The organism is Phaeovulum sp., from assembly GCF_030684035.1.
Classification (GTDB): Bacteria; Pseudomonadota; Alphaproteobacteria; order Rhodobacterales; family Rhodobacteraceae; genus UBA6213.
Genome location: NZ_JAUXPI010000012.1, coordinates 66214 through 88752 on the forward strand (window position 1 = coordinate 66214; position 22539 = coordinate 88752).

Below are 22539 nucleotides of genomic sequence, written 5' to 3' on the forward strand. Positions count from 1 at the left end.
AGGGAAGCAACTAGCGGTCCACCGGCAGGCCGGAGGGAACCGACGCGGGGATGCCGAGGCGGCCCGCAATTGCCGCCGGGTCGGTCAGACTGTCGAGAAAGGCCAGAATCGAGCCGATTTCAGCGGTCGAGAGTGGTCGAAGCGGGGTTGCGGCGGCGGCGATTGCGGCAGTTTCCGTGGCGCTGTCCAGCACCGCCCAGTCGGGCTTGGAATCGGGCAGCGCGGGCAGCAGCGCGTTGCGGGCATAACCTGCAAGCGCCCCCGGCTGGCCATGGCTGGCGAGAAACTCAGCGAGTGTTCCATGCGCCCCGGCGTGCCCCCAGGGGCCGGTCCCGGTCACGTTGCGCAACGAGGGGGTGCGGAAGGCATAAAGGTCAGATGCCTGCCCGGTCACCCGAAACCTGCCCTCGTCGCGGCTGTGGCTCTCAAACCGCTCGGCCTTGCCGGGGCCGAGTTGCGGCGCGGCCATGGCGTGAAATCGGTGGTCTGTCTGGAACGGCCCGGAATGGCACTCGGCACAGCCCGCTGCGCCATAGAAAAGCTCCATCCCCGCTGCCGCCTCGACCGACAAATCCGCCGTGCCGCGCAAAAAGGCGTCAAACGGGCTTGAATCCGACCGCCACTCTTGCGCGACAAAGGCGGCGACGGCGTTCGAGATATCGGTAAAATCAATTGCGCGGCCAGCACCGATTTCGGCTGAAACAGAGCCGAATTTGGTGGCATATTCCGGGATTGCCGCAACCCGCGCCGCGATGATGTCCCATGCCCCGCCCGCGCCGGTGATGCGGCCCGAACGCACCGCCTTGGCCACATCGTTTTCGCTGTAGTGCCCGGCCATCTCATCGGATGAAAGCACCGGAAACATGGTCTGCGCCGACAGAACCGAGGCAAAGCCGGTTACCATCTCGTCATCCATCGGCGTACGAATGCCAGATCGGCGCGCCGGGTCCGCCTCGATGCGGCCATCATGAAAGAGCCGGGTGAATTCCAGCGCGCCGAGGTTGAAGAGCGCGGGCGAATTGCGCGGAATGCGCAGTTCGGGAATGTTCTCGGTGCCAATGTGGCGTTCCGGCCCAAGACCGGTCGCGCCCTCACCAAGCCCAAGCGGCAGACCGTCCGAGGTGGCAAAGCGCGGGTGGTGGCAGGTGGCGCAGGCGATATTGCGGTTGCCCGACAGGATCGGGTCGTAGAACAAAAGCCAGCCAAGCCGCGCCTCGGCGGGGTTCAGCGCGCCGTAATCGGCATCGCGCACGGGTTCAGGCAGCTCGGCAAGCGCCGGGGAGGCGAGCAGAAAAAGCGCCGCTGACCACTTCATGCCCGCTCCTCGGATGACTGTGCCCAGAGGTTGATCGCCTCGTCCTGCGCATGGCGGTCAATCTCCGCAAGCTCATCGTCGGTGAAATCGAGCCGCCCGAGCGCCCCCACACAATCGCGCACCTGTTCGGGCCGCGAGGCACCGATCAACGCCGAGGTGATGCCACCGCCGCGCAGCACCCAGGCCAGTGCCATTTGCGCCAGCGTCTGCCCGCGCGCCTCGGCAATCCGGTTCAGCGCCCGGACCTTTTCGATTGCCCTGGTCGAGAGCATGCGCTGATCGAGGCTCTTGCCCTGCGCCGCGCGGCTGTCTTCGGGCACGCCGCGCAGATATTTGCTGGTCAGTATCCCTTGCGCCAGCGGCGTGAACGCGATGGAGCCAACGCCAAGCTCGGCAAGAGTTTCGCGCAGCCCGTCGCGCTCGACCCAGCGGTTGATCATGTTGTAGCTCGGCTGGTGAATCAGCAAAGGCGTGCCAAGATCTTTCAGGATCGCCATCGCCTCCCGGGTTCGGGCGGAATTGTAGCTTGAAATCCCCGCGTAAAGCGCGCGCCCCGACCGCACGATCTGGTCAAGCGCGCCCATTGTCTCTTCCAGCGGGGTTTTCGGGTCGAAGCGGTGCGAATAGAAGATATCCACATAATCGAGCCCGAGGCGCTTCAGCGAGGCATCGCAGGACGCGATCAGGTATTTGCGGCTGCCCCATTCGCCGTAAGGCCCGTTCCACATCTGATAGCCCGCCTTGGACGAGATGATCAGCTCGTCGCGCAGCCCGGCAAAATCGGTGCGGAGAATCTCGCCAAAGGCCTCCTCGGCGCTACCGGGTGGCGGCCCGTAGTTGTTGGCAAGGTCGAAATGGGTAATGCCATGGTCAAAGGCAGTGCGGCAGATGGCCTGCTTGGTGGCGTGCGGCGTATCGTGGCCGAAGTTGTGCCAAAGCCCGAGCGAGATTGCGGGCAAGCGAAGGCCAGATGCCCCGCAGCGGTTGTAGATCATCGACTCATAACGGTTTTCGGCGGGAACGTAGCGCATCTGAACCTCCGGCTTGTTGGCGTTAGCAGACCACAGCCGCGCCGCCATCGCAAGTTGCGCCCGCGTCGCAAGCCGCTAAGCTGGCGTACGCACAGGATGGGGGCAGTTTTGCGCCGGGGCTGGGGTATTATCACGCGCATGGCGCGCCGCATCAGCGAAGCGCAGATGGGGTTGATCGCGGCCGGCGTGGCGTTTTACGCGATGTTCGCGGTGTTTCCGGCAATGACCGCGACCATCGCGCTCTGGAGCCTGGTTGCCGATCCGGCGGCGATTGCAGCCTATATGGGCGTGGCACAGGAGTTTGTGCCGCACGAAGCGTGGAAACTTCTTTCCGATCAGATCGCCGCACTTCTCGCGGGGCCTCGTGCCACAATCGGTTGGGCAAGCCTGGTGTCGCTGCTTATCGCCCTTTACGCGGCGCGCGCCGGGGTCGAGGCGCTGGTGCAGGGCCTCAATGTCATTCACGGCTCCGCCCAGCATTCAACGCTGCGAAGCTTTGCGCTCGGCTATGGGCTGACCATGGCGCTGGTCGCGGCAACATTGCTTGCCCTCGCCACCGTGGTTCTGGTGCCGCTGGCGCTGGCATTTCTGCCGTTCGGGCCGCTGCGCGCCTGGCTGCTTTCAGAGTTGCCCTGGGCGGCGGCGTTTCTGTTGGTGTTGAGCGCGCTCTGGGTGCTCTACCGCTTTGGCCCTTCGGGTGAGGCGCGCCGCGCGCGTTGGGTCAGCCCCGGCGCGGTTCTGGCGGCTCTGGCATGGTCTGGCGCGTCGCTGGCATTTTCCTATTACCTCGCGCATTTCGGAACCTACAACCGCATCTATGGATCGCTTGGGGCGGTCATCGCGCTGATGATGTGGTTCTACATCTCGGCCTATGCCGTGCTTTTGGGGGCCGCGCTCAACGCCGAAATGTCGCGGCGTCAGTAATCGCGCTCGAAATAAAGCCCAAGACCGCTGCTGCCGTCGGCACCAAGCGTGCCACGCGCGGTCAGGCTGGGGGTGAGATCGAGGTTCAGGTTCACCTCGGCCTTGCCGTCGCTGCCCAAGGTCACATCGGTATATAGGTTGTCCGAAAGATATTTGCCCAGCCGCAGTGCAGCCCCGCCCTCGGCATCGGTCGCAAGGTCAAGATCATCAAGCCCGAAGCTCTGGCGCAGGCGGCCCATCAGCCCCTCGCCGCCCTTGCCCGCAAGCTGCGCCACCGCTTGCGCCATCTGCACCGCCTGCAACGGCGAAAGCGTGTCTATTCCACGGGAAAACAGCAGCCGCGCCAGTACTTCGTCTTGCGGCAGATCGGAAGTTGAGCTGAGCCGCAGCACGGGTGCCGTCGCTTCGCCTTCAAGGGTGATCGTGGCGGTAATGCCCGCCGCTGCGGTGGTGGCGGAAAAGCGTATCCACGGGGACAGCGCGCCTTGCAACTGTACCTGCCCTTCGGTCAGCGTGAAGCGCCTGCCAAGAATGTCGAGCCTGCCCCGGATCAGGTCGAACTGCCCCGAAGTCTGTACCTCGGCACTGGTTCCGCCCATACGCAGTGCCCCGCCCAATTCTGCATCAAGCCCCCGGCCGCGCACGAAGATGCGCCGAGGTGCCGCAACCGCGATATCAAGCTGAAAGACCGCGTCACCGCCCCGCGCGCCACTGCCGCCAAGCAGCCCGGCGCGGCGGCGGGTGGTGTTGACCTCGGCGGGTGCGCCCAGATGCGTCACATCGGGCAGCGCCACCAGCGCGGCGGCCTCGGGCAGGCGCAATTCGGTCTGCGCCAGCGAAAGGGCACCTGAAATCAGCGCGCCTCCGGCCAAAGCGCCGCTGACCGAAAGATTGCCGTCAAGGCGGGTATCGTAAAGCTCGGGGTCGCGAAGTGGCACGCCTTGCAGCACCAGCGCGATCTCTGCAAGGAACGGCGGCCGAAGCGCCACCGGGCCGCTTGCCCGCAAGACCCCGCCGCCGATGGCACCGCTTGCCTCAATCTCGGCGCGCCCGGCCACCAGATCGGCAGTCAGGGCGATATCCTGCACCGCAAGCCCGGGGCCGGGGTCGGCAAAGCGCAACCCGCGCGCACTCACCCGCCCCGAGAGCGCGTTGAGCGAGGGCGTGCCGCGCAGATGCAGATCAAACCCGAGCGGACCTTGCAGGCTGCGCGGCGCAACCAAGCGGTTCAGCAGCGCCGCCTCGGCGCGCCCCGAAATCGCCAGATCGACGCTCGCAAGATCGGCGGCGACGGGCCCCGAGATTGTCGCGGCGCTGCCGCCCGGACCCTCGGCAGTAAGGATCAGCGCGTAGCCATCGGCGACCCGCTGCACCTGCCCGGAAACCGTGGCAGCCCCCGGAAATGCGGGCGCGAACAGCGCCATATCGGCAAGCCGGGCGCTCAGCCCGCGGGCCCCGCTGGTGTCGGTCGCACCAAGTTCCGCGGCAAACTGCGGGTTCGCAAGTTCGACCGCACCAAGCGCAAAGCCCGCATCACCCTCCAGCACGGTGAAGGCAAGTACGCTGTCGCCCGCCAGCAGCCGATCGGTCGTCGCGTCGCCGATGCCAAGCCCGCTGCCGACCCCCTCGACCGTCATCACCCGCGCGCCCGGGGCACCGGAAAGCCGCGCATCGGCGTTCAAGGCACCCTGCCAGCCGCGCCCGATCATGCCGAGATCGGGCATTGCAAAATGGGCGGTCGCTCTGGTCTCATGGCTTTGCAGCAAGGCCTCGGCCTGCGCCGAAAACCCGCGCGCATCAACGCCAAGCGCAAGCGTCATGCCGCCCGCATCGCGCTCTGCCACCACCCGCAGCCGCGAGCCGCCAGCCAGCAGCCGGTCAAGTTCCGCCGGCCCGGTCCTGAGGTCGATGCCCAACAGCGCGGTTTCCAGAAACAGGCTGCCATCCAGCGGCATGTACCAGCCCTCGACCACACCCTCGATCCGCCCGCCAAGCCTGCGCCCCGCCAGATCGGAAAACCGCGCCAGATCGGGGTGGCTTACGCGCGCTGAACCGCCCAGCCGGGTTTCCAGACCCGCCCCGGTCACCTCGGCAGACCCCGAAAGCACGGCCCCGCCCGCGTTCAGGCTAAGCACTGGCAGCATCAGCCCCGTACCCTGCCGCCACGAAAACTGAACCTGCCCGCGCAGCCCCTCGGCCAGCACCAGTGCAAGCGCCGGGTCGGCGGTGGCAATGCCGCTGGCGGCGAAATTGAAAGCGCCAGTGATTTCGGCAGCCGTCCCCTGCGCCACCCGCCCCGAGCCGGTCAGATCAAGCGTCGCAACCTGTCCTGCTGCGCGCCGCAGCCCGTTCAGCCTGCCCGCCGCCGACCAGGTTTCGCTTTTCTCGCGGTCATAGCCAAGCGTCAGCATGCCGCCCGCCACCCAGGTCTTTTCTCCAGCACTTGGCAGCAGCACTTCGGCCTCGTCGGGCAATCCCAGCGTCAGCACCAGTGCTGCGCGCGCGGGCAGACCGGAGGCTTGCAGATCAAGCGTGCCATCAAGCGCCAGCGCTGCCGATTGCAGGCTCAGCAGGGTCAGCCGCAAGCCGCCATCAGCACTGCGCTGGCCCTCGGCGCGAAGTTGCACATCGGGGCCGAAAAAGCCGCGGTAGTCCGGCGGCAGCAGCGGCGCAATATCGCCGCCAAGCCGGGCGGTGAAACCGCGCGTCTCTGCATCCGGGGCGGTCATGCCCACCCGCCCGGCCAACCGGCGGGCCCGGTCTGCGCTCAGCACCACATCGGCCGAGAACGTCTCAAGCGGCCCGGACCCGGCAATGGCAAGCGTCAGCGCCGGGCGGTCTGGCAGACCAAGCGCGGCGGCGGCAATGCCGCCCGCGGCTTCATCAAGCAGCAGATCAAGCATCAATTCGCGCGTTGCATTCACAAAGCTTGCGCGCAGCGCAAAGCTGCCCGCCTGCCCGTCGATCCGCTCGGCATTCAGCCGGGCACTGCCCTCGCCGCCCGCAAGGTTCAGCGTGCCTTGCAGCCGCAAAACCGCAGGCATGCCAAGCACCGATGCCGCCAGTTCTACCCGCTCCGCCGCGATCGTGCCGATTGTCACCGATACCGGAAGCTCGGGCAGCGCAAACGGCACCGCCTCGGGCACGGCGGTCTGCGATGTGGTCTGCGGCAGGCGCGCCAGCACGATTTCCTTTGCGGCCAGCTCGCCAATCTCGATCCGCCCGGACACCAGAGCCGCCCGGTTCCAGCTGATCGCGCCGCCGCTGATCCGCAGCCAGATGCCCTCGTCGTCGGCAATGGTCATTTCGCTGAAGGTCGCGCGCGAGGAAAGCGCCCCGGCGAAGCCTTCGATCCGCACCTCGCGCCCCGCGCCGGAAAGATTATCCTCCAGCAGGCGCTGAATCAGCCCCCGGTCACGCTCTGCCTCGGTCTGCGCCGCGATCGGGGCAGCAAGTGCGAGCAGCGCCAGCGCGAGGGGAAAGAGCAGCCGCCGCATCAAAACGCCTGCCCGATGCCAAGGTAAATCTGCAAGCCATCGCCCGTGCTGCCCGCCACCGGCATTGCCAGATCAAGCCGGATCGGCCCGATGCCGGTATCATAGCGCAGCCCGAGCCCGGCCCCCGCGTGCCAGCCGCCATCGGCAAAACCCCCGGTAAGGCCGACAAAACCGGCATCATAAAACGCGACCAGACCGATATTTTCGGTGATCCGGCCGCGCAATTCGCCGGAAAACGCCGCAAACGAGGCCCCGCCCATCGGCACCAGATCAAACCCGCGCAGCACCTCGACACCAAGCGACTGGTAGGGCTGCCCGCGCACGCTGCCACCGCCGCCTGAATGGAACAGGTATTCGCGCGGTGTCTCAAGTAGCGCCGAGCCTAGAACCGACCCGATCTGGGCGCGCCCCGCCAGCACCGCCCGGCCACCAAGCGCCCGGTAGCCGCGCGCCTCGCCGCGCAACTGCACCCCGGACCCGGTCGCGCCAAATCCCGCAAATGGCGTCACCCCAAGGTCGAGCCAATAGCCCCGCATCGGGTCTGCGGCGGAATCGCGGCGGTCGAAGGTCAGCGCCACAGGCAGCGAAAGCTGGCGAAAGGTCTCGGTTGCAAAGGCATCCGTCACCCGCGACCCGCTCAGCCGCAGCGCCACCGAGCCGGTAAGCGCATCGGAAAAATCATGCGCAAGCCCAAACCCGAGGCTGAGCGCCAGCGCGCGGTGGTCAACCTCATCCAGCCGCCCGATGCTGGCTTCGGCAAATGCTTGTGTGTCTGCGGTGAAGGTGGCGGGTCGATCGAGCCGCAGGCTGGCGCGCAGGTCGGCACCGCCCGCGCTGGTGCCGATGCCGGTGACCTCGCCTTCAACCCGCAGACGCTCGCCGCCGCCCCAAAGGTTGCGATGCAGCCAGAATGCAGAGACCCTGCCGCCATCGCGGGACGACAGTTCGGCACCAATGCCAAACCGGCGCAATGGTGCCTCGATCACCGCCAGCGTCATATCCATGCTGTCGCCCGGCCCCGGCAACGCGGCCTCACCTAGCACGGCGCTGCTGAAAATGCCGCTGCGCCGCAGCCGTGCCTGCACCCGCGCCACGGCGGCGGGGCTGAATACCTCGCCCGTGGGCAGACCGGCGATCTCCGCCAGCCTTTCCGGACGCAGCCTTTGCGTGCCGCTTGTGGCAAGCGCGCCAAAGCGCAGTTGCGGGCCGGGGCGGAGTGTTATTGCTGCGGCCAGCGTGGTGCTGCGGTGGTCGGCGACAATGCTTTGCGCCGCAACCTCGGCCTTGGCATGGCCCGCATCGCGCCATTCGCCGATCGCCGCGGCCGCAGCCGCGCCGATCACACCCGAAAACGCAGGCGCGCCGGGCGCAAAGCCCTCGGGCAGCGCGGTGCCGGGCGCAAGCGGTGCCACGCTTGCCGAGGAAAAGGCAAACCGCGCCCCCGGCCGCACGGTAATGCGCAGCGTATCCACCCGCCCTGGCGCATCAAGCAGCGCAATTGCCGCCGCCTCGCGCCCATCGAGCGTGATGCCGATGGTGCCGGCGTAATGGCCCTGTGCATAAAGCACCGCCAGAAGCCGCGCATAATCGGCGCGGGCGGCGGCAAGCAGGTCTTGCGGTGCGGTGCGCCCCTCGCGCTCGGCTTGCCGCGTCAGCGAAGCGGCCTCAAGCGCACGCGACAGCGCGGCACCGGCCCCCGGCACCTCGAAGACCAGATGCTCCAGCGCAGCCGCAGGCAGTCCGGCCAGCGCCAGGGCACCCGCCAGCCAGCAGCTCGTTTTCCAGCGCTTGGCAGCTTTCAACATCACCCGCCGAGTATGCCCTGCATCGCGCCGCAATGACCATAGCCATCGGCCCTCAAGGGCGGGGTTTTGCTGAACCGCTCAGGGCTGAATCAGCGCCGCCTGCCATTCCTCGAGAAACGCCCGGCGCTTCAGCACATCGAGATAGACAAGCAGCCCCGCATCAAGCCGTATCACCCGCAGATGCGGCTTTGCCGAAAGTGCCGCAGCATCAATCGGCGGCAGCCCGGCGGCGCTCGCAATCAGTTTGCGACCCTCGGCACCAAGCAGAAAATCGAGGAAAAGTGCACCGAGTTCTGGAGCGCGTGCGGTGATGGGCACCAGCGCGGTGCGCAAAAGGGTCAGCGTATGGTCCTCCAGCTCGACCATCACCAGCGCATCCGCCCCCGCAAGCCGAGGTGCCGCGTAGCTGCCGAGCACATTGTAGGCCAGCACCAGCCGCCCCGACTTGAGATCGGCAATCATTGGCGCGCTCGAATCATAAAGCTGCGGAGCCAGCCCGCCCATGACCTCGGCCAACCGCCAGAACGTATCCGAAAGCCGCGCATCCTGGGTGACAAACAGATAGCCCGCGCCCGAGGTTTCGGGGTCATAGGTGCCGATCCGGCCGATGAAGCGCTCGGGGTGGTCGCGCAAAAGCTGGGTCAGCTCGCGCCTGGTGCGCGGCACCGGCGCGCCATCAAGTGCTGCGCGCGCCATGATCAGCACCACCGGCTCCTGCGCAAAGGCAAAGAGCAGATCTTGCCAGCGCGCCCATTCCGGCAACAGGCCGGTCGCTTCGGACCGCAGCGGCAGCGCCAGCCCGTCGTTGGCGAGCTTCATCTGCAAATCCATCGCCGACGAGATGACCAGATCATAGGCCGCGCCGTCATCGTTGATCGCGGCAAAAACCTGCTGGCTGTTGGCAACCGTGTAGCGCAGGGCAATACCGGGGTTGCGGGCCTGAAATGCGGCGATCACCGGGCGCAGCACATCGGTATCGGTGGTGGAAAGCACCGAAAGCACGGCCTGCTCGGTCCCGCCGACCGCGGCAAAGCGCGTGTCCTCCTCGGTCTCGAACCCCGCCGCAGGCGCGGCAAGCGCCAGTATCAGCCCAAAGGCAACCAGAACCGCGCGCATGTGCCGCCCCCCTCGCGTTCCGTCAGTTCAAACCGCCCGCCATGCGCCGCCGCCACCTCTTCGACGATGGTCAGGCCCAGCCCCGATCCGACTACATCACCGACATTGGCACCGCGTGCGAACCGCCGTGTCAGCTCTGCCTTGGCGCTGCCGGAAAGCCCGCGGCCACGGTCGGCCACCTCAATGCAGGCCGCCTCCGCGCTGCGCGAAAGCCGCAGCGCGATGTCGGTATCGGCCGGCGAATACTTCACCGCATTGTCCAGAAGGTTGCGCAGCGCCGCCTCGATCAGCAGCCGGTCGCCCCGCACCTCGACCGCCGATTCGGTGCCAAGGGTCGCGATCTGCACATCCTTCAGCCCGGCCACCGGCCCGAAATTCTGCGCCAGCCCCTCGATCAGCCGCGCCAGATCGACCGTTTCGCGGGCCGGGCGGTCTGACCGGTACACCACCGTCGCGTGGTCCAGAAGCTGGCTGGCCGAACGCGCGCTTTCCTCAACCGCCCGGATCACCGTGCGCAGCGTTTCGCGCGCCTCCTCGGTTTCAGCCTTGCGCAAAGCGGTTTCCGCCCGCGCCCGCACCGTGGCAAGCGGTGTGCGAATGTGGTGCGCGGCTTCGGCAATGAAGGTCTCGGTGCGGGTCAACGCCGCGCGCAGCCGCGCGATCAGCCCGTTGAGCGATTCGAGCAGGGGCCGCAACTCTGCCGGGGTCGGATGATCGACGGCGCGCAGATCGCGCGGGCCACGGCGCGCCACCGCTTCGGCCAGCCGGTTGATCGGGCGCAGAACCGAGCCTGCGGTAAGGATCGACAGCGCCGCAGCCAGCGCGAACACCCCAAGCCCTATGCTCGCCGCCCGGTTTGCCACCCGCGCCGCAATTGCTGCCTGCCCCGACCGGGTCTGCGCGACCAGCACTGTTACCGGTGTTGCCAGCCTTCCCGCCAGCACCACCCGCTGCACCATCGCCACCCGCACCTCGGTATTGCGGAAAGGTGTGGTGTAGAATGTCGGCGCGGCTGGTGCGCCGGGGCCGCGCGCCGCTTCCGGCATCGGCAGGTCGGCATAGCCGGTGATCGTGGTGTCCTCGACGGCGATGCGGTAGAAGATCCGGTCTTCGCTGATCGAGCCGAGAATCGAAAAAGCCTCGTGCGGCAGATCGACCGTCACGCCATCTTCGCCACCGCGCAATTCGTCGGCGATGGCGAGGGTTGCCGCCCCCAGAACGCCGTCTAGCGTCTCCTCGGCGGCAGCGCCCGCCACCGTGCGCACCGCAACGAACAACAGCACCGCCAGCACCGCCGCCAGTACCAGCAGTTGCAGCACCAGCCGCGCCCGCAGGCTGAGGGCGGCGTTGCCGCTCATGCCGAAGTCAGCCGATAGCCAAGGCCGCGCACCGTATCGATATGCGCGCCCGAGCCTTCAAGCTTCTTGCGCAGTCGGGCCACATAGACCTCGATCGCATTGTCCGAGACGCTCTCGGCATAGGAAAACAGCCGGTCACAAAGCTGCGCCTTGGAGAAGATCCGGTCGGGTGCGGCAAGCAGAATCTCCAGCAGCCGCAACTCGCGGTTTCGCAACTCGCGCGGCTCGCCCGCGATCACCAATTGCGCGGTCAAGGGGTTGAAGGTGAAGCCCGCGAATCGCTGCACCGTCTCTGTTGCACCACCACGGCGGCGCAGAACCGCCCGGCAGCGCGCCTCCAGTTCCGCGAAATCGAAAGGCTTGGTCAGATAATCGTCGGCACCAAGGTCAAGCACATCGACCCGGTCGCTGACCGCCGCCCGCGCCGTCATCACGATGATCGGCACATCATGGCGGGCCCGGCGCTGCCGGGTCAGAAAATCGCGCCCGTCGCCATCGGGGAGTGAAAGATCCAGAAGAATCAGGTCGTAAGGCGCAGCGGAAAGGCAATCTTCCGCCTCTGAAAGGCTGCCTGCCCGGTCCACCGCATGACCATCAAGCCGAAGCCGCTCGGCCACCGACTGGGCAAGGTCTTCGCTGTCCTCGACCATCAGGAAACGCATGGCAGACCCTTTTGCAACGCATGACAGGTTGATGTCAGCTTTCGGCTGAATCGTCGCATCCTGCAAGAGGAGGATCGTACCCGCTGCGGTGCGCCTTGTCGGCAAGAACATATGTCTGGGAGGACAGCCATGAGAATGACGCTTCTGAAGGCGCTGGGCACCAGCGCCCTGATCAGCCTTGGTGCCACCACCGCGATGGCCACCGAATGCATCGCCCCCGCTGACGCCGGTGGCGGCTGGGATTTTACCTGCCGCCAGATCGGCAAACTGCTTTATGACCTGAAACTGGTTCCGAACCCGGTGCAGGTGACCAACATGGCCGGTGCCGGTGGCGGCCTCGCCTATGCCAACGTGGTGAACGAACGCAACACCGATGCCGATCTGATCGTGGCGGCCTCGTCGGCTACCACCACGCGGCTTGCGCAAAACGCCTACGGCGGTGCGACCGCCGATCAGGTCCGTTGGGTCGGCACCATCGGTGGCGATCCGGGCGTGATCGTGGTGGCCAAGGACAGCCCCTTCCAGACGCTTTCCGACCTTGTCGAAGCGATCAAGGCCGACCCGAGCAAGGTCACCTTCGCGGGCGGTTCGGCGGCGGGCGGGTTTGACCACCTCAAACCGCTGATGATAATGAAGGTCGCGGGCTTCACCGATGCCAGGTCGGTCAAGTACATCGGCCTCAACGGCGGTGCCGAAGCGATCACCCAAACGATCGGCGGCTTCACCCAGGCAATGACCGGCGACATTTCCGAAATCACCGGCTTCATCCGGTCGGGCGACGTGCGGGCGCTGGCGATTCTCACCCCCGAGCGGGTGGCGGGCTTCGAAGATATCCCGACCGCGAAAGAGCAGGGCTATGATGTGGTCGTGGTCAACTGGCGCGGCCTCTATGTGCCCAAGGGCATTTCCGACGATGCCTTCAACGCCTGGGCGACCAAACTTCAGGCGGTTGCTGACAGCGCCGAATGGAAAGCGGTGATGGAAGCGAACGGTCTCGCGCCCTTCACCCTCGTCGGTGCAGACTTCCAGGGCTGGATCGATGGCGTCGTGGCCGATACCACGGTTCTGTCGCGTGAAATCGGGGTCATTCAGTGATGTCCTCAGACCGGATCTTTGGTCTGGTCGTGCTTGGGGTGGCGCTGGCGTATATCGCCAGCGCCCTTCAGATCCAGACTTCGTTTCTGTCGGACCCGGTCGGACCCAAGGTGTTTCCGCTGATGATCGGTGGTGTTGCCGTGCTCGCCGCGCTGGTGCTGCTGCTGACCCCCGATGAAAACCCGGAATGGCCGAAGGGTGCCACCTGGCTGCATCTTGTCATCGCGCTGGTCGTGCTCATCGCCTACGCCTATTCGCTCAGGCCGATGGGCTTTCTGGTGCCCACCGCGATTGCCGCCGGGGTGGTAAGCTATCAGATCAGCCCAAATCTGAAAACCGCCGCGCTGACCGGAATCGGTCTTTCGGCCGGGCTGTTCGCCATATTCAAATACGCCCTCGGCCTCGGGCTCATCGCCCTGCCGCGCGCGATGATGGGCTGAGGGGAATACCGAATGGAAATCCTGTCGAACCTCGCGCTCGGGTTCAGCGTTGCGCTGAACCCTTTCACCCTGTTTCTGGCGGTGGTGGGTTGCTTTCTCGGCACCATCATCGGCGCGCTGCCGGGGCTTGGCCCATCGAATGGTGTCGCAATTCTGATCCCGCTGGCCTTCACCATGGGGCTTGATGCGACCTCGGCGCTGGTGCTGCTGACTTCGGTTTATTACGGAGCCATGTATGGCGGCCGCATCTCGTCGATCCTGCTCAACATCCCCGGCGATGAACCTGCCTTGATGACCACACTTGACGGCTACCCGATGGCCCGGCAGGGCCGCGCGGGCGATGCCCTCGTTATCTCGGGTGTGGCAAGCTTTGTCGGGGCCATGCTGGCCACCATCGGGCTTGTCATCTTCGCACCGATGCTGGCGCGGATAGCCTACAAGTTCGGCCCGGCAGAATACTTCGCGCTCTACCTGCTCGCCTTCGCCACGCTTGGCGGTGTCGGTTCCAAGAACCAGGCCAAGGCGGTAATCGCCACCTGCATCGGGCTGGGCATCGCGATGATCGGGCTCGACAACTCCACCGGCATGCCGCGTTTCACCTATGGCAATCTGCACATGATGGACGGGATTGACTTCCTTGTCGCCATCGTCGGCCTGTTCGCCATCACCGAAGTGTTTTTCTTCATCGAAACCCACGGCAAAGGCAGCGCCATCGGCGTGAAGCTGGAAAAGGTGACGATACCGATCAAGGATCTGATCTTCACCTCGGGTGCCATGCTGCGCGGCTCCGGCATCGGCTTCATCGCCGGTATCCTGCCGGGCGCGGGTGCCTCGCTCGGTTCGTTCCTCGCCTATATGGCCGAGAAATCGGTGGCAGGAAAATCGGGCCGTTTCGGTCAGGGCGACCCGCGCGGCATCGCCGCGCCCGAGGCCGGCAACAACGCCGCCGCCGGCGGTGCGCTGATCCCGATGCTCACACTCGGCGTGCCGGGGTCAGGGACCACGGCGGTGCTGCTGGCGCTGCTGATGACGCTCAACATCACCCCCGGCCCGACGCTGTTCAAGGACAACCCCGAGGTGGTCTGGGGGCTGATTGCCAGCCTGCTCATCGCCAACGTCGTGCTCTTGATCATGAACATTCCGATGGTCAAGATCTTCGTGAAGGTGCTGATGGTCCCGGCATGGGTGCTGCTGCCCGGCGTCACGATGATCTCCTTTGTGGGCATCTACTCGCTGACCGGCAGCTATTTCGACCTGGTGCTGATGGTTGCCTTCGGGGTGATGGGCTATTTCCTGCGCAAGCTCGATATTCCGACCGTGCCGGTGATCCTCGGCATCCTGCTGGGCAACAAGATGGAAGACAACCTGCGCAACGCCATGGTGGTTTCGAACGGCGACTGGACCTATCTGTTCAGCTCCGGCATCGCCATCGGTCTCTGGACGGCGGCAATTCTGGGCTTCGTCGCGCCGATCTTCCTGCGCCGGTTCCTGAAGCGCCCACCGCAGCCATTGGATGCGGAAGCCGATTGAAATGACCCGTGTGCTGATCCCCACCGGGGCGCTGGGGCTGGGGTATGAACGCGCGGCGCTGGCGCTGGGCGTGGCAAACCGGCCAGACATCATCGCCGTTGACGGGGGGTCCACGGACAGTGGGCCCTCCTATCTCGGGCGCGGGGTCTCGAAATACTCGCGTGGCTCGACCAAGGCCGAATGGCGAGAGCTGATGCTTGCCCGCGCCGAGGCCGGGGTGCCGCTGGTCATTGGCACCGCGGGCACCTGCGGTGCCGATGCGGCGGTGGACTGGCTTTTCCAGATCACCGAAGAGCTGGCGGCGGAACTGGGCCAGAAACTGCGCGTCGCAAGGCTCTATTCAAGCCAAAACGCCGCTGATCTGACCGCCGCGCTTGCTTCGGGCAAAATCACCCCGCTGCCCGCCGCGCCGCCGATTTCAGCTGAAATACTTGCCAGTTGCACCAATATCGTCGCCCTCGCCGGAGCCGAGCAGATCCAGGCGGCGCTGGCCACCGGTGCCGATATCGTCATTGCCGGGCGCACCACCGATACCGCCATCATCGCCGCATTGCCGCTTTTGCGCGGCGATCATGCGGGGGCGGCATGGCACGGGGCCAAGGTGGGCGAATGCGGCGCGATTGCCACCACCAACCCCGCCTCGGGAACCATCCAGATTGATTTCGACAAGACCGGCTTCACCTTCACCCCGCTTGGTGCCAGCGCCCGCGCGACGCCCTACACCGTTTCGGCGCATATGCTTTATGAAAACTCCGACCCTTTCATTCTGCACGAACCGGGCGGCCAGCTTGACGTGACGGCGGCGCGCTATCAGGCTCTGAACCAGCGCGAAGTGCGGGTTGAGGGTTCGCGCTGGGTGCCGGGACCCTACACGGTCAAGCTTGAAGGCGCGCGGGTGGCGGGTTACCAGACCGTCGCCCTGGCGCTTCTGCGCGAGCGGCGCTATGTCGAAGCCGCCCGCGCCTGGGCCGATGCAGTCATTGCCGAGACCCGCGCCCGGGTTGCCGCCCGCCTGGGGCTGGCCGCTGACACCTACGATCTCGAAATTCGGCTGATCGGCATCGACGCCACGATGGGCGCGCTGGAAAACCACCGCCCGCTGCCCGCCGAAGTGGGCGCGCTGGCAATTGTCACCGCGCCGACCGAGGCGCTTGCGTCCGAGATTGGCAAGATGGTCAACCCCTACCTTCTGCACCACGCGCTGGAGGAAAACGAGCCGATGCCGACCTTTGCCTTTCCCTTCTCGCCCGCCGAAATGAACCGCGGCGCGATTTACGAATTCTGTCTCAACCACGTCCTGCACCTCAGCGAGCCGATGTCATCCTTCCGGCTTGTGGTCACCGAGGTCGGTCATGGTTGAACTGGGCCAGATCGTCGAAAAGGTGCGCTCGAAAAACGCCGGGCCATTCTGGCTCACGATCGACGTTTTCTGCGGGAATAGTGACGTATTCGCCCGCGTCGCGGCACTTCCGACCGGCCGCGTCGCCGCCCTGTTCGGGGTTGCCGAGGCGGCGATGAAGCGATTCGATATTGCCGATCTGAACGTGGTCAAGTTTTCGGTGCCGCGTCCGGTAGTGCAGGGCACCCGCGCCGACCGCGACATGCACGGCGCTGCCTGGGGCTGCCTGCTGGCCGAAATGCCGCTCGACTAACGTCGCAGCACGGCCCCAAAAATCCGGTCCATGTGCCGCGAGAGGTAGATCGCAAGCCACTTTGTGTAATGCTCCGGGTGGCGCGCCACATCGGCGGCAAGATCGTAAACCCCCACCCAGCGCAGATCCGAAACCTCGTCGGGGTTGGGCGAAACCTCGGTTTCGGGACCGGCATAGGCAAGAAATATATCCACCACCTCATGCTCCACCATGCCCTCGCCCACATCGGCGCGGTATTCGATGCGGTCGGCGAATGCCGGGTAGAGGCCGCTGATGCCCAGCTCTTCGCGCAATCTTCTTACCGCGCAATCGGCCGATTTCTCGCCCCATGCGGGGTGCGTGCAGCAGCTGTTGGCCCAAAGCCCGGCGCTGTGATACTTGCCCGCCGCCCGTCGCTGAATCAGCACCCGGTCGCCATCAAGCACAAAGACCGAAACCGCCTTGTGCTTGATCCCCTGCAGGTGCGCTTCCATCTTTTCCACCGGGACCAGCGCGCCGTGCACCCAGGCGGGAATCATCTCTGCCATAACTGATCCGGAAAAAAAGCCGCCGCGCCTATTCTGGCGCGGCGACGCGAAATGTCACTTGGGCAGCTTGCCACTGGGTCAGCTTGCCGCGGCGATCAGGAAAGCGCCTGCGTCGGTGCCGGCTTCTGCTCGGCGCGCCGCGCCAGTTCGGCCCGGTAAAGCACCAGAAAGTCGATGGTTTCCAGATAGAACGGGGCAAAGCCACCGTCGCGTGTCACATCCGACACGATGCGGCGGATGAACGGAAACAGCATCCGCGGGCACTCGATCAGCAAAAACGGGTGCATCTGCTCTTCCGCAATGCCTTCGACATGGAAGATCCCGGCGTAATCAAGCTCGAGCAAGAACAGCGGTGCCTTTTCGGGGCCGTTGGTCGAGGTGATCTTGAACTTGGTGATGACCTCATACTGGTGCTCGGCGGCCCTCTTGCGGGCGTCGAGGCTGACCTGCACCTGGGTTTCGGGTTTCACCTCATTGGTGGCAATGCCCTTTTGCGCAACAATGTTTTCAAACGACATGTCGCGCACGAACTGCGCCAGCACGCTCATCTTGACTTGCGGCACCTGCGGCGCGGCACCATTGGTTTCATCAGCCATCGGAGTCTCCAAGAACCAGTTTCGGCAGCGGGTGTAGCACCCCGCGCGCCCTGCCTCAATGCCGTGTCCAGCCTGAAGGCGGCGGCTCTGGCGCATTTTCCGGCCCGACCTCGTAATATTCGGCGTCGATCACCCCGGCACCCTGCCTTGGGCGTATCTCGGCACCGCCGACGGTAAAGCTTGCCATCTGCACCCGCCGCGCCAGATAGCGCATCAGCGCGCGGCGCACAGCAGGCACCAGCAGCGCCAGCCCGACGGAATCGGTGAAAAACCCCGGTGTCAGCAGCATCGCCCCGGCAAACAGAATCATCGCCCCATGCGCAAGCGGCGCGGTCGGGTCGCGCAGATCGTGCAGCGCCAGACGCAGGTCGGAAAGTGCGCGCGCGCCCTGACTGCGCACCAGCGCCGTGCCCAAGGCCGCAGTTGCAAGCACCAGTCCAAGCGTCGGCCAAAGCCCGATTGCGCCGCCGACCTGAATGAACAGGCCGATCTCGACCAGCGGCACCAGCGCAAAGGCCAGAAATATCCACATCTCGCTTACCCCTTGCCTCTGCCCGCCGCAAACGCGCCGGGCGGCGGTGGACTTGACCCCGCCGCTGCCCTACATAAGTGGGGATTGCCGGGTTTACCAACCCCGCCTGCCCGAGGTTCGCACATGTCCAATGCCGTGATTCAGCTGATCGTTCTCGCCGCGATCGCGATCTTTCTGATCTTGCGGCTAAAAAACGTTCTGGGCACCCGCGACGGGTTCGAGAAATCGGATCAGCTTGAGGCCGCGCCTGCCGCCCGCAGCACGCGCCGCGGCTTTGAGGTGATCGAGGGCGGGCAAGACCGCGACATTACCGACCATGTCGCCGAAGGCACCGATGCCGCCGTGGCGCTGGCGGCGATGAAACGCGCCGAACCCTCGTTCGGCGTGACCGATTTCCTGCAAGGCGCGCGGGGTGCCTATGAGATGATCCTGATGGCGTTCGAGCGCAGCGACATTGCGCCGGTGCGCCCGTTTCTCGCACCCGAGGTTTATGCCGCCTTCGACGAGGTGGTGCAGGCGCGCGCCCGGCAGGGCCTGACCATGCAGGCAGAATTCATCGGCGTGCGCGAACTGACTCTGGCGGGGGCGGAATACGACGCGAAGTCACGCGAGGCCGAGATTTCGGTGCGGTTTCTGGGCGAGCTGATCTCGGCGGCGCGCGATAGCGCCGGGCAAATCGTCGAGGGTGATCCGAAATCTGCGCGCAAGCAGCGCGATACCTGGACCTTCGCGCGCAAGATGGGTGCCAAGGATCCGAACTGGCAGCTTGTTGCCACCAGCGCCTGAGGTGGTGCCATGCATCGCCGCCCGCGCAAGCTGAGCCCGGAAGAGCGCGAGCTTTGGGCGCAGGTCGCGGCAAGTGCTGTGGCTCTGCATGCCCCGCACCCGGCGGCGGACGAAGCCACGCTGCCGCAGGCCGCAGCGTCGCGCCCGCATCTTCCGCCACGCCTGCCACGCGCCGATCTGGCCGAATTTCGCATCGGCCAGGCGGTGACCAGGGCAGCTTTCGGGCACGACCCCGCCCCCGGTATTGCCGAGCGGCTGGCGCAGGCACCGCTCAGCATGGATATGAAGGCGCATCGCAAGATGTCGCGCGGGCGGCTCAGCCCCGAAGCGCGGATCGATCTGCATGGCATGACCCTTGCCGAGGCGCACCCCGAGCTTATCCGCTTCATCCTGCGCGCGCAGGATAGCGGCCTGCGGCTGGTGCTGGTCATCACCGGCAAGGGCCGACTTGGTGCCGATGATGGCCCGATTCCGATGCGGCACGGCATCTTGCGCCATCAGGTGCCGCACTGGCTGCATCAGGTGCCGCTGTCGGCTTCGGTGCTGCAAGTGGCGCAGGCGCATCTGCGGCATGGCGGAACCGGGGCCTATTACGTCTATCTACGCCGCGCGCGGTAGATCGCGCCGGGCGCGCGCCACCGCGACCCTCGGTGCCAGGCGCACCCCTTGCGCCCCCATGGCCGCTCGTGGCGGCAATGGAAAGGGGTCAGAGCACGTAGCGGCTGAGGTCGGTCGAGCGCGAAAGATCGCCCAGATGCTTTTCCACAAACGCCGCATCGACCACCACCGCCTCGCCGCCCCGATCCGGCGCGGTAAAGGAAAGTTCCTCGAACACCCGCTCCATCACCGTGTAAAGGCGGCGCGCGCCGATGTTTTCCACCGCGCGGTTGACCTCTGCGGCAATCCTCGCCAGTGCGGCAATGCCTTCGGGGGTGAAACTCACGGTCACCTGCTCGGTTGCCATCAGCGCCGAATATTGCAGTGTCAGCGCATTGTCTGGCTCGGTAAGAATCCGCACGAAATCGGCTTCGGTCAGCGGCTGCAACTCCACCCTGATCGGCAAACGCCCCTGCAATTCGGGCAAAAGGTCCGAAGGCTTGGCAATGTGGAATGCCCCCGAGGCGATGAACAAAATGTGGTCGGTCTTGACCGGCCCGTACTTGGTTGAAACCGTGGTGCCCTCGATCAGCGGCAAAAGGTCGCGCTGCACCCCCTCGCGGCTGACATCGGCACCGCGCGTTTCCGCCCGGCTGGCCACCTTGTCGATCTCGTCGATGAACACAATGCCCTGCTGCTGCACCGCCTCAAGCGCCGCCGCCTTCACCGCCTCGTCATCCAGAAGCTTGTCGGCCTCTTCCGAGATCAACAGCTCGTAGCTTTTCGCCACGGTCATGCGTTTGCGCGTGCGCCGCCCGCCAAAGGCCTTGCTGAGCATGTCCTGCAAGCCCTGCATCTGGCCTTCCATCCCCGGCCCGCCCAGCGGCATCATGCCCATGGTCGGCGCGGTATCGGCCACCTCCAGTTCGATCAGCGTTGCGTCCAGCTCTCCCCGTTTCAGCTTGCCGCGGAACATCTCGCGCGTCGCTTCGCGCGCGTCGGAGCCCGCCAGCGCCTCGATCACCCGCTCCTCCGCCGCCTTGTGGGCGCGGCCGCGCACCTCATCGCGCATCCGGCCCCGGGTTTCGAGCACCGCCGCATCGGTCAGATCGCGGATGATCTGTTCCACGTCGCGGCCCACATAGCCCACTTCGGTGAACTTCGTCGCCTCGACCTTGAGGAACGGCGCGCGCGCCAGCCTGGCCAGCCTTCGGCTGATCTCGGTCTTGCCCACCCCGGTCGGCCCGATCATCAGAATGTTCTTCGGGTAAACCTCTTCGCGCAGATCGTCAGCCAGTTGCTTGCGCCGCCAGCGGTTGCGCAGGGCCACGGCAACCGCGCGTTTCGCGGCATTCTGGCCGATGATGTAACGGTCAAGCTCGGAAACGATTTCGCGCGGCGTCAGGTCTGTCATCGGTCACTCCGCATAGGGCGGCAAGCGGTGCTTGCCGGGAAACTCGGGCAGGCCGCGCATCAGCCGGGCGCGCAGACCGGTCCAGAAAGCCCCGAGAGCGGTCAAGAACAGCCCCAGCACCACCAGCACCCAGGGCCAGGAAAGATCGCCCCCCTGCCGCGCCACGAGGCTGACCAGAAACGCGAGGTAGCCGATGCCTGCGGTCAGGAAGCTCCGCCGGTCGATGATCAGCGCCAGCACGGTGATCCCCGCCAGTGCCAGCGCCAGCAGCCAATAGCCCGCCCCCGGCCCCATGTTGTAAAACGTCAGCGCCACGGTGTTGACCAGCGCCGGGGCCGCCAGCAGATGCAGCCAGAATGCGCTTGCGGAATTGCGGCCCAGGCGGTGCGGGTCGCGCATGTCGAACCAGAGCCCGGCGACAAAGGCCAGCGCCCCGAAAATGAGCGTGCCCATTGCAAGCCCCGAACCGTTGCGCAGATCGAAGGCATCGGCAAGGTGCCCCAGATCGGTACCGGGGTTGACCGATCGCGTCAGCACCATGACCGCCGCAAGCCCGGTCAGCCCCAGAAGAAACATGGTGAACGGCAAGCGGAACACCCGATACCACACGATCAACCCGACGCCGATGATTGCCAGCACCGAAAGCGCCGCTCCGGTAAAGGTGCTTTCCAGATCAAGCGCCTTGCCCACCATCCAGACCCCCACCCCGGCAAGCGCCATGGCGTAGCTTGTGACCAGCACGATCGAGGGCAGCACCATCCGCCGCCGCCGGGTGAAATAGAACGCGAAAGCCCAGCAGACCGCCGCCCAGAACAGCATGATTGCGCCGGGGTCGCCCAAGAGCGCCGAAACCCCGACGATTCCGGAAATGAGGATCACCAAACCGACCGAAACGAAGATTTCGGCGAAGCCCTTGAACAGCTCGAAAGGCTCGTCCTCGGCCCCCATCGCGCCGCGCTGTCCCGCCCGGGTATCGGCCAGCACGATCAGGCGGCTCGCCTGCGCCTCGGTGACATGGCCGGCTGCCACGGCGGCGCGCAGGTCTTCGCGGGTAATCTCAGCCACTGATGCTCTCCACCGTCAGATTGCCATTGGTAAACACACAGATGTCGGCGGCAATCGCCATTGCCTTGCGTGCCACCGCCTCGGCGTCCATATCGGTTTCCATCAGCCCGCGCGCCGCCGCCAGCGCGAAGTTGCCGCCCGAGCCGATTGCGGCCACGTCATGTTCCGGTTCCAGCACATCGCCCGCGCCGGTGAGCACGAACATCAGGCTGCCATCGGTCACGATCAGCATGGCTTCGAGGTTGCGCAGGTATTTGTCCATGCGCCAATCCTTGGCAAGGTCCACACAGGCCCGCGCCAGTTGCCCCGGTGCCGCCTCAAGCTTTTTCTCCAGCCGTTCCAGCAGCGTGAAGGCATCGGCGGTAGAGCCCGCAAAGCCGCAAACCACATCATGCCCGCCGGGAGAAAGGCGGCGCACCTTGCGCGCGGCCCCTTTGATGACGGTATTGCCTAGGCTCACCTGCCCGTCGCCGGCCACCACCACGCGCCCGCCGCGCCGCACCGCCAGAATTGTCGTGCCGTGCCAGCCGGGAAAGCTTTCCTCTGCCATGAAACCCTCCAATTCGTGCGACCCAGATATGCGCCCGCCCCTTCGCG

At 65.8% G+C, this 22539-nt stretch carries 21 protein-coding genes; 8 read left to right on the forward strand and 13 right to left on the reverse strand.

Going from position 1 to position 22539, the window contains the following annotated elements:
* Window positions 1-10: 10 nt before the first annotated feature.
* Both Q8J98_RS03475 and mgrA read right to left on the reverse strand, forming a co-directional pair.
* A complete protein-coding gene (locus Q8J98_RS03475; protein ID WP_305293162.1) occupies window positions 11-1315 on the reverse strand; it encodes a cytochrome-c peroxidase in 1305 nt (434 codons plus the stop codon).
* Window positions 1312-2346, reverse strand: coding sequence for an L-glyceraldehyde 3-phosphate reductase (gene mgrA / locus Q8J98_RS03480; protein WP_305184664.1), 1035 nt, complete (start codon window positions 2344-2346; stop codon window positions 1312-1314). The genes Q8J98_RS03475 and mgrA overlap by 4 nt, the downstream gene beginning before the upstream one ends.
* Before the next feature lie 138 nt (window positions 2347-2484).
* Between mgrA and Q8J98_RS03485 the strand changes: the two genes are divergently transcribed.
* Window positions 2485-3270, forward strand: a complete 786-nt coding sequence (locus tag Q8J98_RS03485; RefSeq protein ID WP_305293163.1) for a YihY/virulence factor BrkB family protein — start codon at window positions 2485-2487, stop codon at window positions 3268-3270.
* Here the strand turns inward: Q8J98_RS03485 and Q8J98_RS03490 are convergent.
* From Q8J98_RS03490 to Q8J98_RS03510, 5 genes are all read right to left on the reverse strand, one after another.
* Window positions 3264-6767 carry a translocation/assembly module TamB domain-containing protein gene (locus tag Q8J98_RS03490; protein ID WP_305293164.1) on the reverse strand — a complete coding sequence of 1168 codons (3504 nt, stop codon included), beginning with the start codon at window positions 6765-6767 and terminating at the stop codon, window positions 3264-3266. The two genes, Q8J98_RS03485 and Q8J98_RS03490, sit on opposite strands and share 7 nt — an antisense overlap.
* Window positions 6767-8572: an autotransporter assembly complex family protein gene (locus Q8J98_RS03495; protein WP_305293165.1), complete on the reverse strand. Its 1806-nt coding sequence runs from the start codon at window positions 8570-8572 to the stop codon at window positions 6767-6769. The genes Q8J98_RS03490 and Q8J98_RS03495 overlap by 1 nt, the downstream gene beginning before the upstream one ends.
* Window positions 8573-8650: 78 nt before the next feature.
* Complete coding sequence (locus tag Q8J98_RS03500; protein WP_305293166.1) at window positions 8651-9688, reverse strand: ABC transporter substrate-binding protein; 1038 nt, start codon at window positions 9686-9688, stop codon at window positions 8651-8653.
* A complete protein-coding gene (locus tag Q8J98_RS03505) occupies window positions 9658-11046 on the reverse strand; it encodes a sensor histidine kinase (RefSeq protein WP_305293167.1) in 1389 nt (462 codons plus the stop codon). Before Q8J98_RS03505 ends, Q8J98_RS03500 begins: the two co-directional genes overlap by 31 nt.
* On the reverse strand, window positions 11043-11708 hold the full coding sequence (locus Q8J98_RS03510) for a response regulator transcription factor (protein WP_305293168.1): 666 nt from the start codon (window positions 11706-11708) through the stop codon (window positions 11043-11045). The genes Q8J98_RS03505 and Q8J98_RS03510 overlap by 4 nt, the downstream gene beginning before the upstream one ends.
* 129 nt (window positions 11709-11837) lie before the next feature.
* Here Q8J98_RS03510 and Q8J98_RS03515 point away from each other — a divergent pair, with 129 nt between their 5' ends.
* From Q8J98_RS03515 to Q8J98_RS03535, 5 genes are read left to right on the forward strand one after another with little or no spacing between them, the layout of a single operon-like run.
* Complete coding sequence (locus Q8J98_RS03515; protein WP_305293169.1) at window positions 11838-12803, forward strand: tripartite tricarboxylate transporter substrate binding protein; 966 nt, start codon at window positions 11838-11840, stop codon at window positions 12801-12803.
* Window positions 12803-13243 carry a tripartite tricarboxylate transporter TctB family protein gene (locus Q8J98_RS03520; RefSeq protein WP_305293170.1) on the forward strand — a complete coding sequence of 147 codons (441 nt, stop codon included), beginning with the start codon at window positions 12803-12805 and terminating at the stop codon, window positions 13241-13243. The genes Q8J98_RS03515 and Q8J98_RS03520 overlap by 1 nt, the downstream gene beginning before the upstream one ends.
* A gap of 12 nt (window positions 13244-13255) precedes the next feature.
* Entirely contained in the window at window positions 13256-14773 is a 1518-nt protein-coding gene (locus tag Q8J98_RS03525) for a tripartite tricarboxylate transporter permease (RefSeq protein WP_305293171.1), read from the forward strand.
* On the forward strand, window positions 14757-16133 hold the full coding sequence (locus Q8J98_RS03530) for an acyclic terpene utilization AtuA family protein (protein ID WP_305293172.1): 1377 nt from the start codon (window positions 14757-14759) through the stop codon (window positions 16131-16133). Before Q8J98_RS03525 ends, Q8J98_RS03530 begins: the two co-directional genes overlap by 17 nt.
* Window positions 16126-16425, forward strand: a complete 300-nt coding sequence (locus Q8J98_RS03535; protein WP_305293173.1) for a DUF4387 family protein — start codon at window positions 16126-16128, stop codon at window positions 16423-16425. The genes Q8J98_RS03530 and Q8J98_RS03535 overlap by 8 nt, the downstream gene beginning before the upstream one ends.
* Here the strand turns inward: Q8J98_RS03535 and idi are convergent.
* The 3 genes from idi to Q8J98_RS03550 form a co-directional block, all read right to left on the reverse strand.
* On the reverse strand, window positions 16422-16952 hold the full coding sequence (idi, locus tag Q8J98_RS03540) for an isopentenyl-diphosphate Delta-isomerase (RefSeq protein WP_305293174.1): 531 nt from the start codon (window positions 16950-16952) through the stop codon (window positions 16422-16424). The two genes, Q8J98_RS03535 and idi, sit on opposite strands and share 4 nt — an antisense overlap.
* A 95-nt stretch (window positions 16953-17047) precedes the next feature.
* The gene (gene secB / locus Q8J98_RS03545; RefSeq protein ID WP_305293175.1) at window positions 17048-17548 is read right to left on the reverse strand and encodes a protein-export chaperone SecB; all 501 of its coding nucleotides are present in this window, start codon (window positions 17546-17548) and stop codon (window positions 17048-17050) included.
* A 55-nt stretch (window positions 17549-17603) separates the two neighbouring features.
* A complete protein-coding gene (locus tag Q8J98_RS03550) occupies window positions 17604-18080 on the reverse strand; it encodes an FxsA family protein (protein ID WP_305293176.1) in 477 nt (158 codons plus the stop codon).
* A 123-nt stretch (window positions 18081-18203) separates the two neighbouring features.
* Here Q8J98_RS03550 and Q8J98_RS03555 point away from each other — a divergent pair, with 123 nt between their 5' ends.
* Together Q8J98_RS03555 and Q8J98_RS03560 are read left to right on the forward strand one after the other, a co-directional pair.
* Complete coding sequence (locus tag Q8J98_RS03555; protein WP_305293177.1) at window positions 18204-18866, forward strand: Tim44/TimA family putative adaptor protein; 663 nt, start codon at window positions 18204-18206, stop codon at window positions 18864-18866.
* A 9-nt stretch (window positions 18867-18875) separates the two neighbouring features.
* Window positions 18876-19484: a Smr/MutS family protein gene (locus Q8J98_RS03560; protein ID WP_305293178.1), complete on the forward strand. Its 609-nt coding sequence runs from the start codon at window positions 18876-18878 to the stop codon at window positions 19482-19484.
* 88 nt (window positions 19485-19572) lie between these two features.
* Here Q8J98_RS03560 and hslU read toward each other — a convergent pair whose 3' ends face one another.
* From hslU to hslV, 3 genes are read right to left on the reverse strand one after another with little or no spacing between them, the layout of a single operon-like run.
* Window positions 19573-20877 (reverse strand): ATP-dependent protease ATPase subunit HslU, encoded by a 1305-nt coding sequence (gene hslU / locus Q8J98_RS03565; protein ID WP_305293179.1) that lies wholly within the window; start codon window positions 20875-20877, stop codon window positions 19573-19575.
* A gap of 3 nt (window positions 20878-20880) precedes the next feature.
* Window positions 20881-21942, reverse strand: coding sequence for a hypothetical protein (locus Q8J98_RS03570; RefSeq protein WP_305293180.1), 1062 nt, complete (start codon window positions 21940-21942; stop codon window positions 20881-20883).
* Window positions 21935-22492, reverse strand: coding sequence for an ATP-dependent protease subunit HslV (gene hslV / locus Q8J98_RS03575; RefSeq protein ID WP_305293181.1), 558 nt, complete (start codon window positions 22490-22492; stop codon window positions 21935-21937). The genes Q8J98_RS03570 and hslV overlap by 8 nt, the downstream gene beginning before the upstream one ends.
* Between the last annotated feature and the right edge of the window lie 47 nt (window positions 22493-22539).

Excerpts from the sequence above, each read along its gene's own strand:
- mgrA (WP_305184664.1), bottom strand. The coding sequence starts at position 2,346 with ATGCGCTACGTTCCCGCCGAAAACCGTTATGAGTCGATGATCTACAAC.
- Q8J98_RS03555 (WP_305293177.1), top strand. The coding sequence starts at position 18,204 with ATGTCCAATGCCGTGATTCAGCTGATCGTTCTCGCCGCGATCGCGATC.
- Q8J98_RS03560 (WP_305293178.1), top strand. The coding sequence starts at position 18,876 with ATGCATCGCCGCCCGCGCAAGCTGAGCCCGGAAGAGCGCGAGCTTTGG.
- Q8J98_RS03520 (WP_305293170.1), top strand. The coding sequence starts at position 12,803 with ATGTCCTCAGACCGGATCTTTGGTCTGGTCGTGCTTGGGGTGGCGCTG.
- Q8J98_RS03490 (WP_305293164.1), bottom strand. The coding sequence starts at position 6,767 with ATGCGGCGGCTGCTCTTTCCCCTCGCGCTGGCGCTGCTCGCACTTGCT.
- hslV (WP_305293181.1), bottom strand. The coding sequence starts at position 22,492 with ATGGCAGAGGAAAGCTTTCCCGGCTGGCACGGCACGACAATTCTGGCG.
- Q8J98_RS03525 (WP_305293171.1), top strand. The coding sequence starts at position 13,256 with ATGGAAATCCTGTCGAACCTCGCGCTCGGGTTCAGCGTTGCGCTGAAC.
- Q8J98_RS03510 (WP_305293168.1), bottom strand. The coding sequence starts at position 11,708 with ATGCGTTTCCTGATGGTCGAGGACAGCGAAGACCTTGCCCAGTCGGTG.
- Q8J98_RS03530 (WP_305293172.1), top strand. The coding sequence starts at position 14,757 with ATGCGGAAGCCGATTGAAATGACCCGTGTGCTGATCCCCACCGGGGCG.
- Q8J98_RS03485 (WP_305293163.1), top strand. The coding sequence starts at position 2,485 with ATGGCGCGCCGCATCAGCGAAGCGCAGATGGGGTTGATCGCGGCCGGC.
- secB (WP_305293175.1), bottom strand. The coding sequence starts at position 17,548 with ATGGCTGATGAAACCAATGGTGCCGCGCCGCAGGTGCCGCAAGTCAAG.
- Q8J98_RS03475 (WP_305293162.1), bottom strand. The coding sequence starts at position 1,315 with ATGAAGTGGTCAGCGGCGCTTTTTCTGCTCGCCTCCCCGGCGCTTGCC.
- Q8J98_RS03500 (WP_305293166.1), bottom strand. The coding sequence starts at position 9,688 with ATGCGCGCGGTTCTGGTTGCCTTTGGGCTGATACTGGCGCTTGCCGCG.
- Q8J98_RS03505 (WP_305293167.1), bottom strand. The coding sequence starts at position 11,046 with ATGAGCGGCAACGCCGCCCTCAGCCTGCGGGCGCGGCTGGTGCTGCAA.
- Q8J98_RS03550 (WP_305293176.1), bottom strand. The coding sequence starts at position 18,080 with ATGTGGATATTTCTGGCCTTTGCGCTGGTGCCGCTGGTCGAGATCGGC.
- Q8J98_RS03515 (WP_305293169.1), top strand. The coding sequence starts at position 11,838 with ATGAGAATGACGCTTCTGAAGGCGCTGGGCACCAGCGCCCTGATCAGC.
- Q8J98_RS03495 (WP_305293165.1), bottom strand. The coding sequence starts at position 8,572 with ATGTTGAAAGCTGCCAAGCGCTGGAAAACGAGCTGCTGGCTGGCGGGT.
- hslU (WP_305293179.1), bottom strand. The coding sequence starts at position 20,877 with ATGACAGACCTGACGCCGCGCGAAATCGTTTCCGAGCTTGACCGTTAC.
- idi (WP_305293174.1), bottom strand. The coding sequence starts at position 16,952 with ATGGCAGAGATGATTCCCGCCTGGGTGCACGGCGCGCTGGTCCCGGTG.
- Q8J98_RS03535 (WP_305293173.1), top strand. The coding sequence starts at position 16,126 with ATGGTTGAACTGGGCCAGATCGTCGAAAAGGTGCGCTCGAAAAACGCC.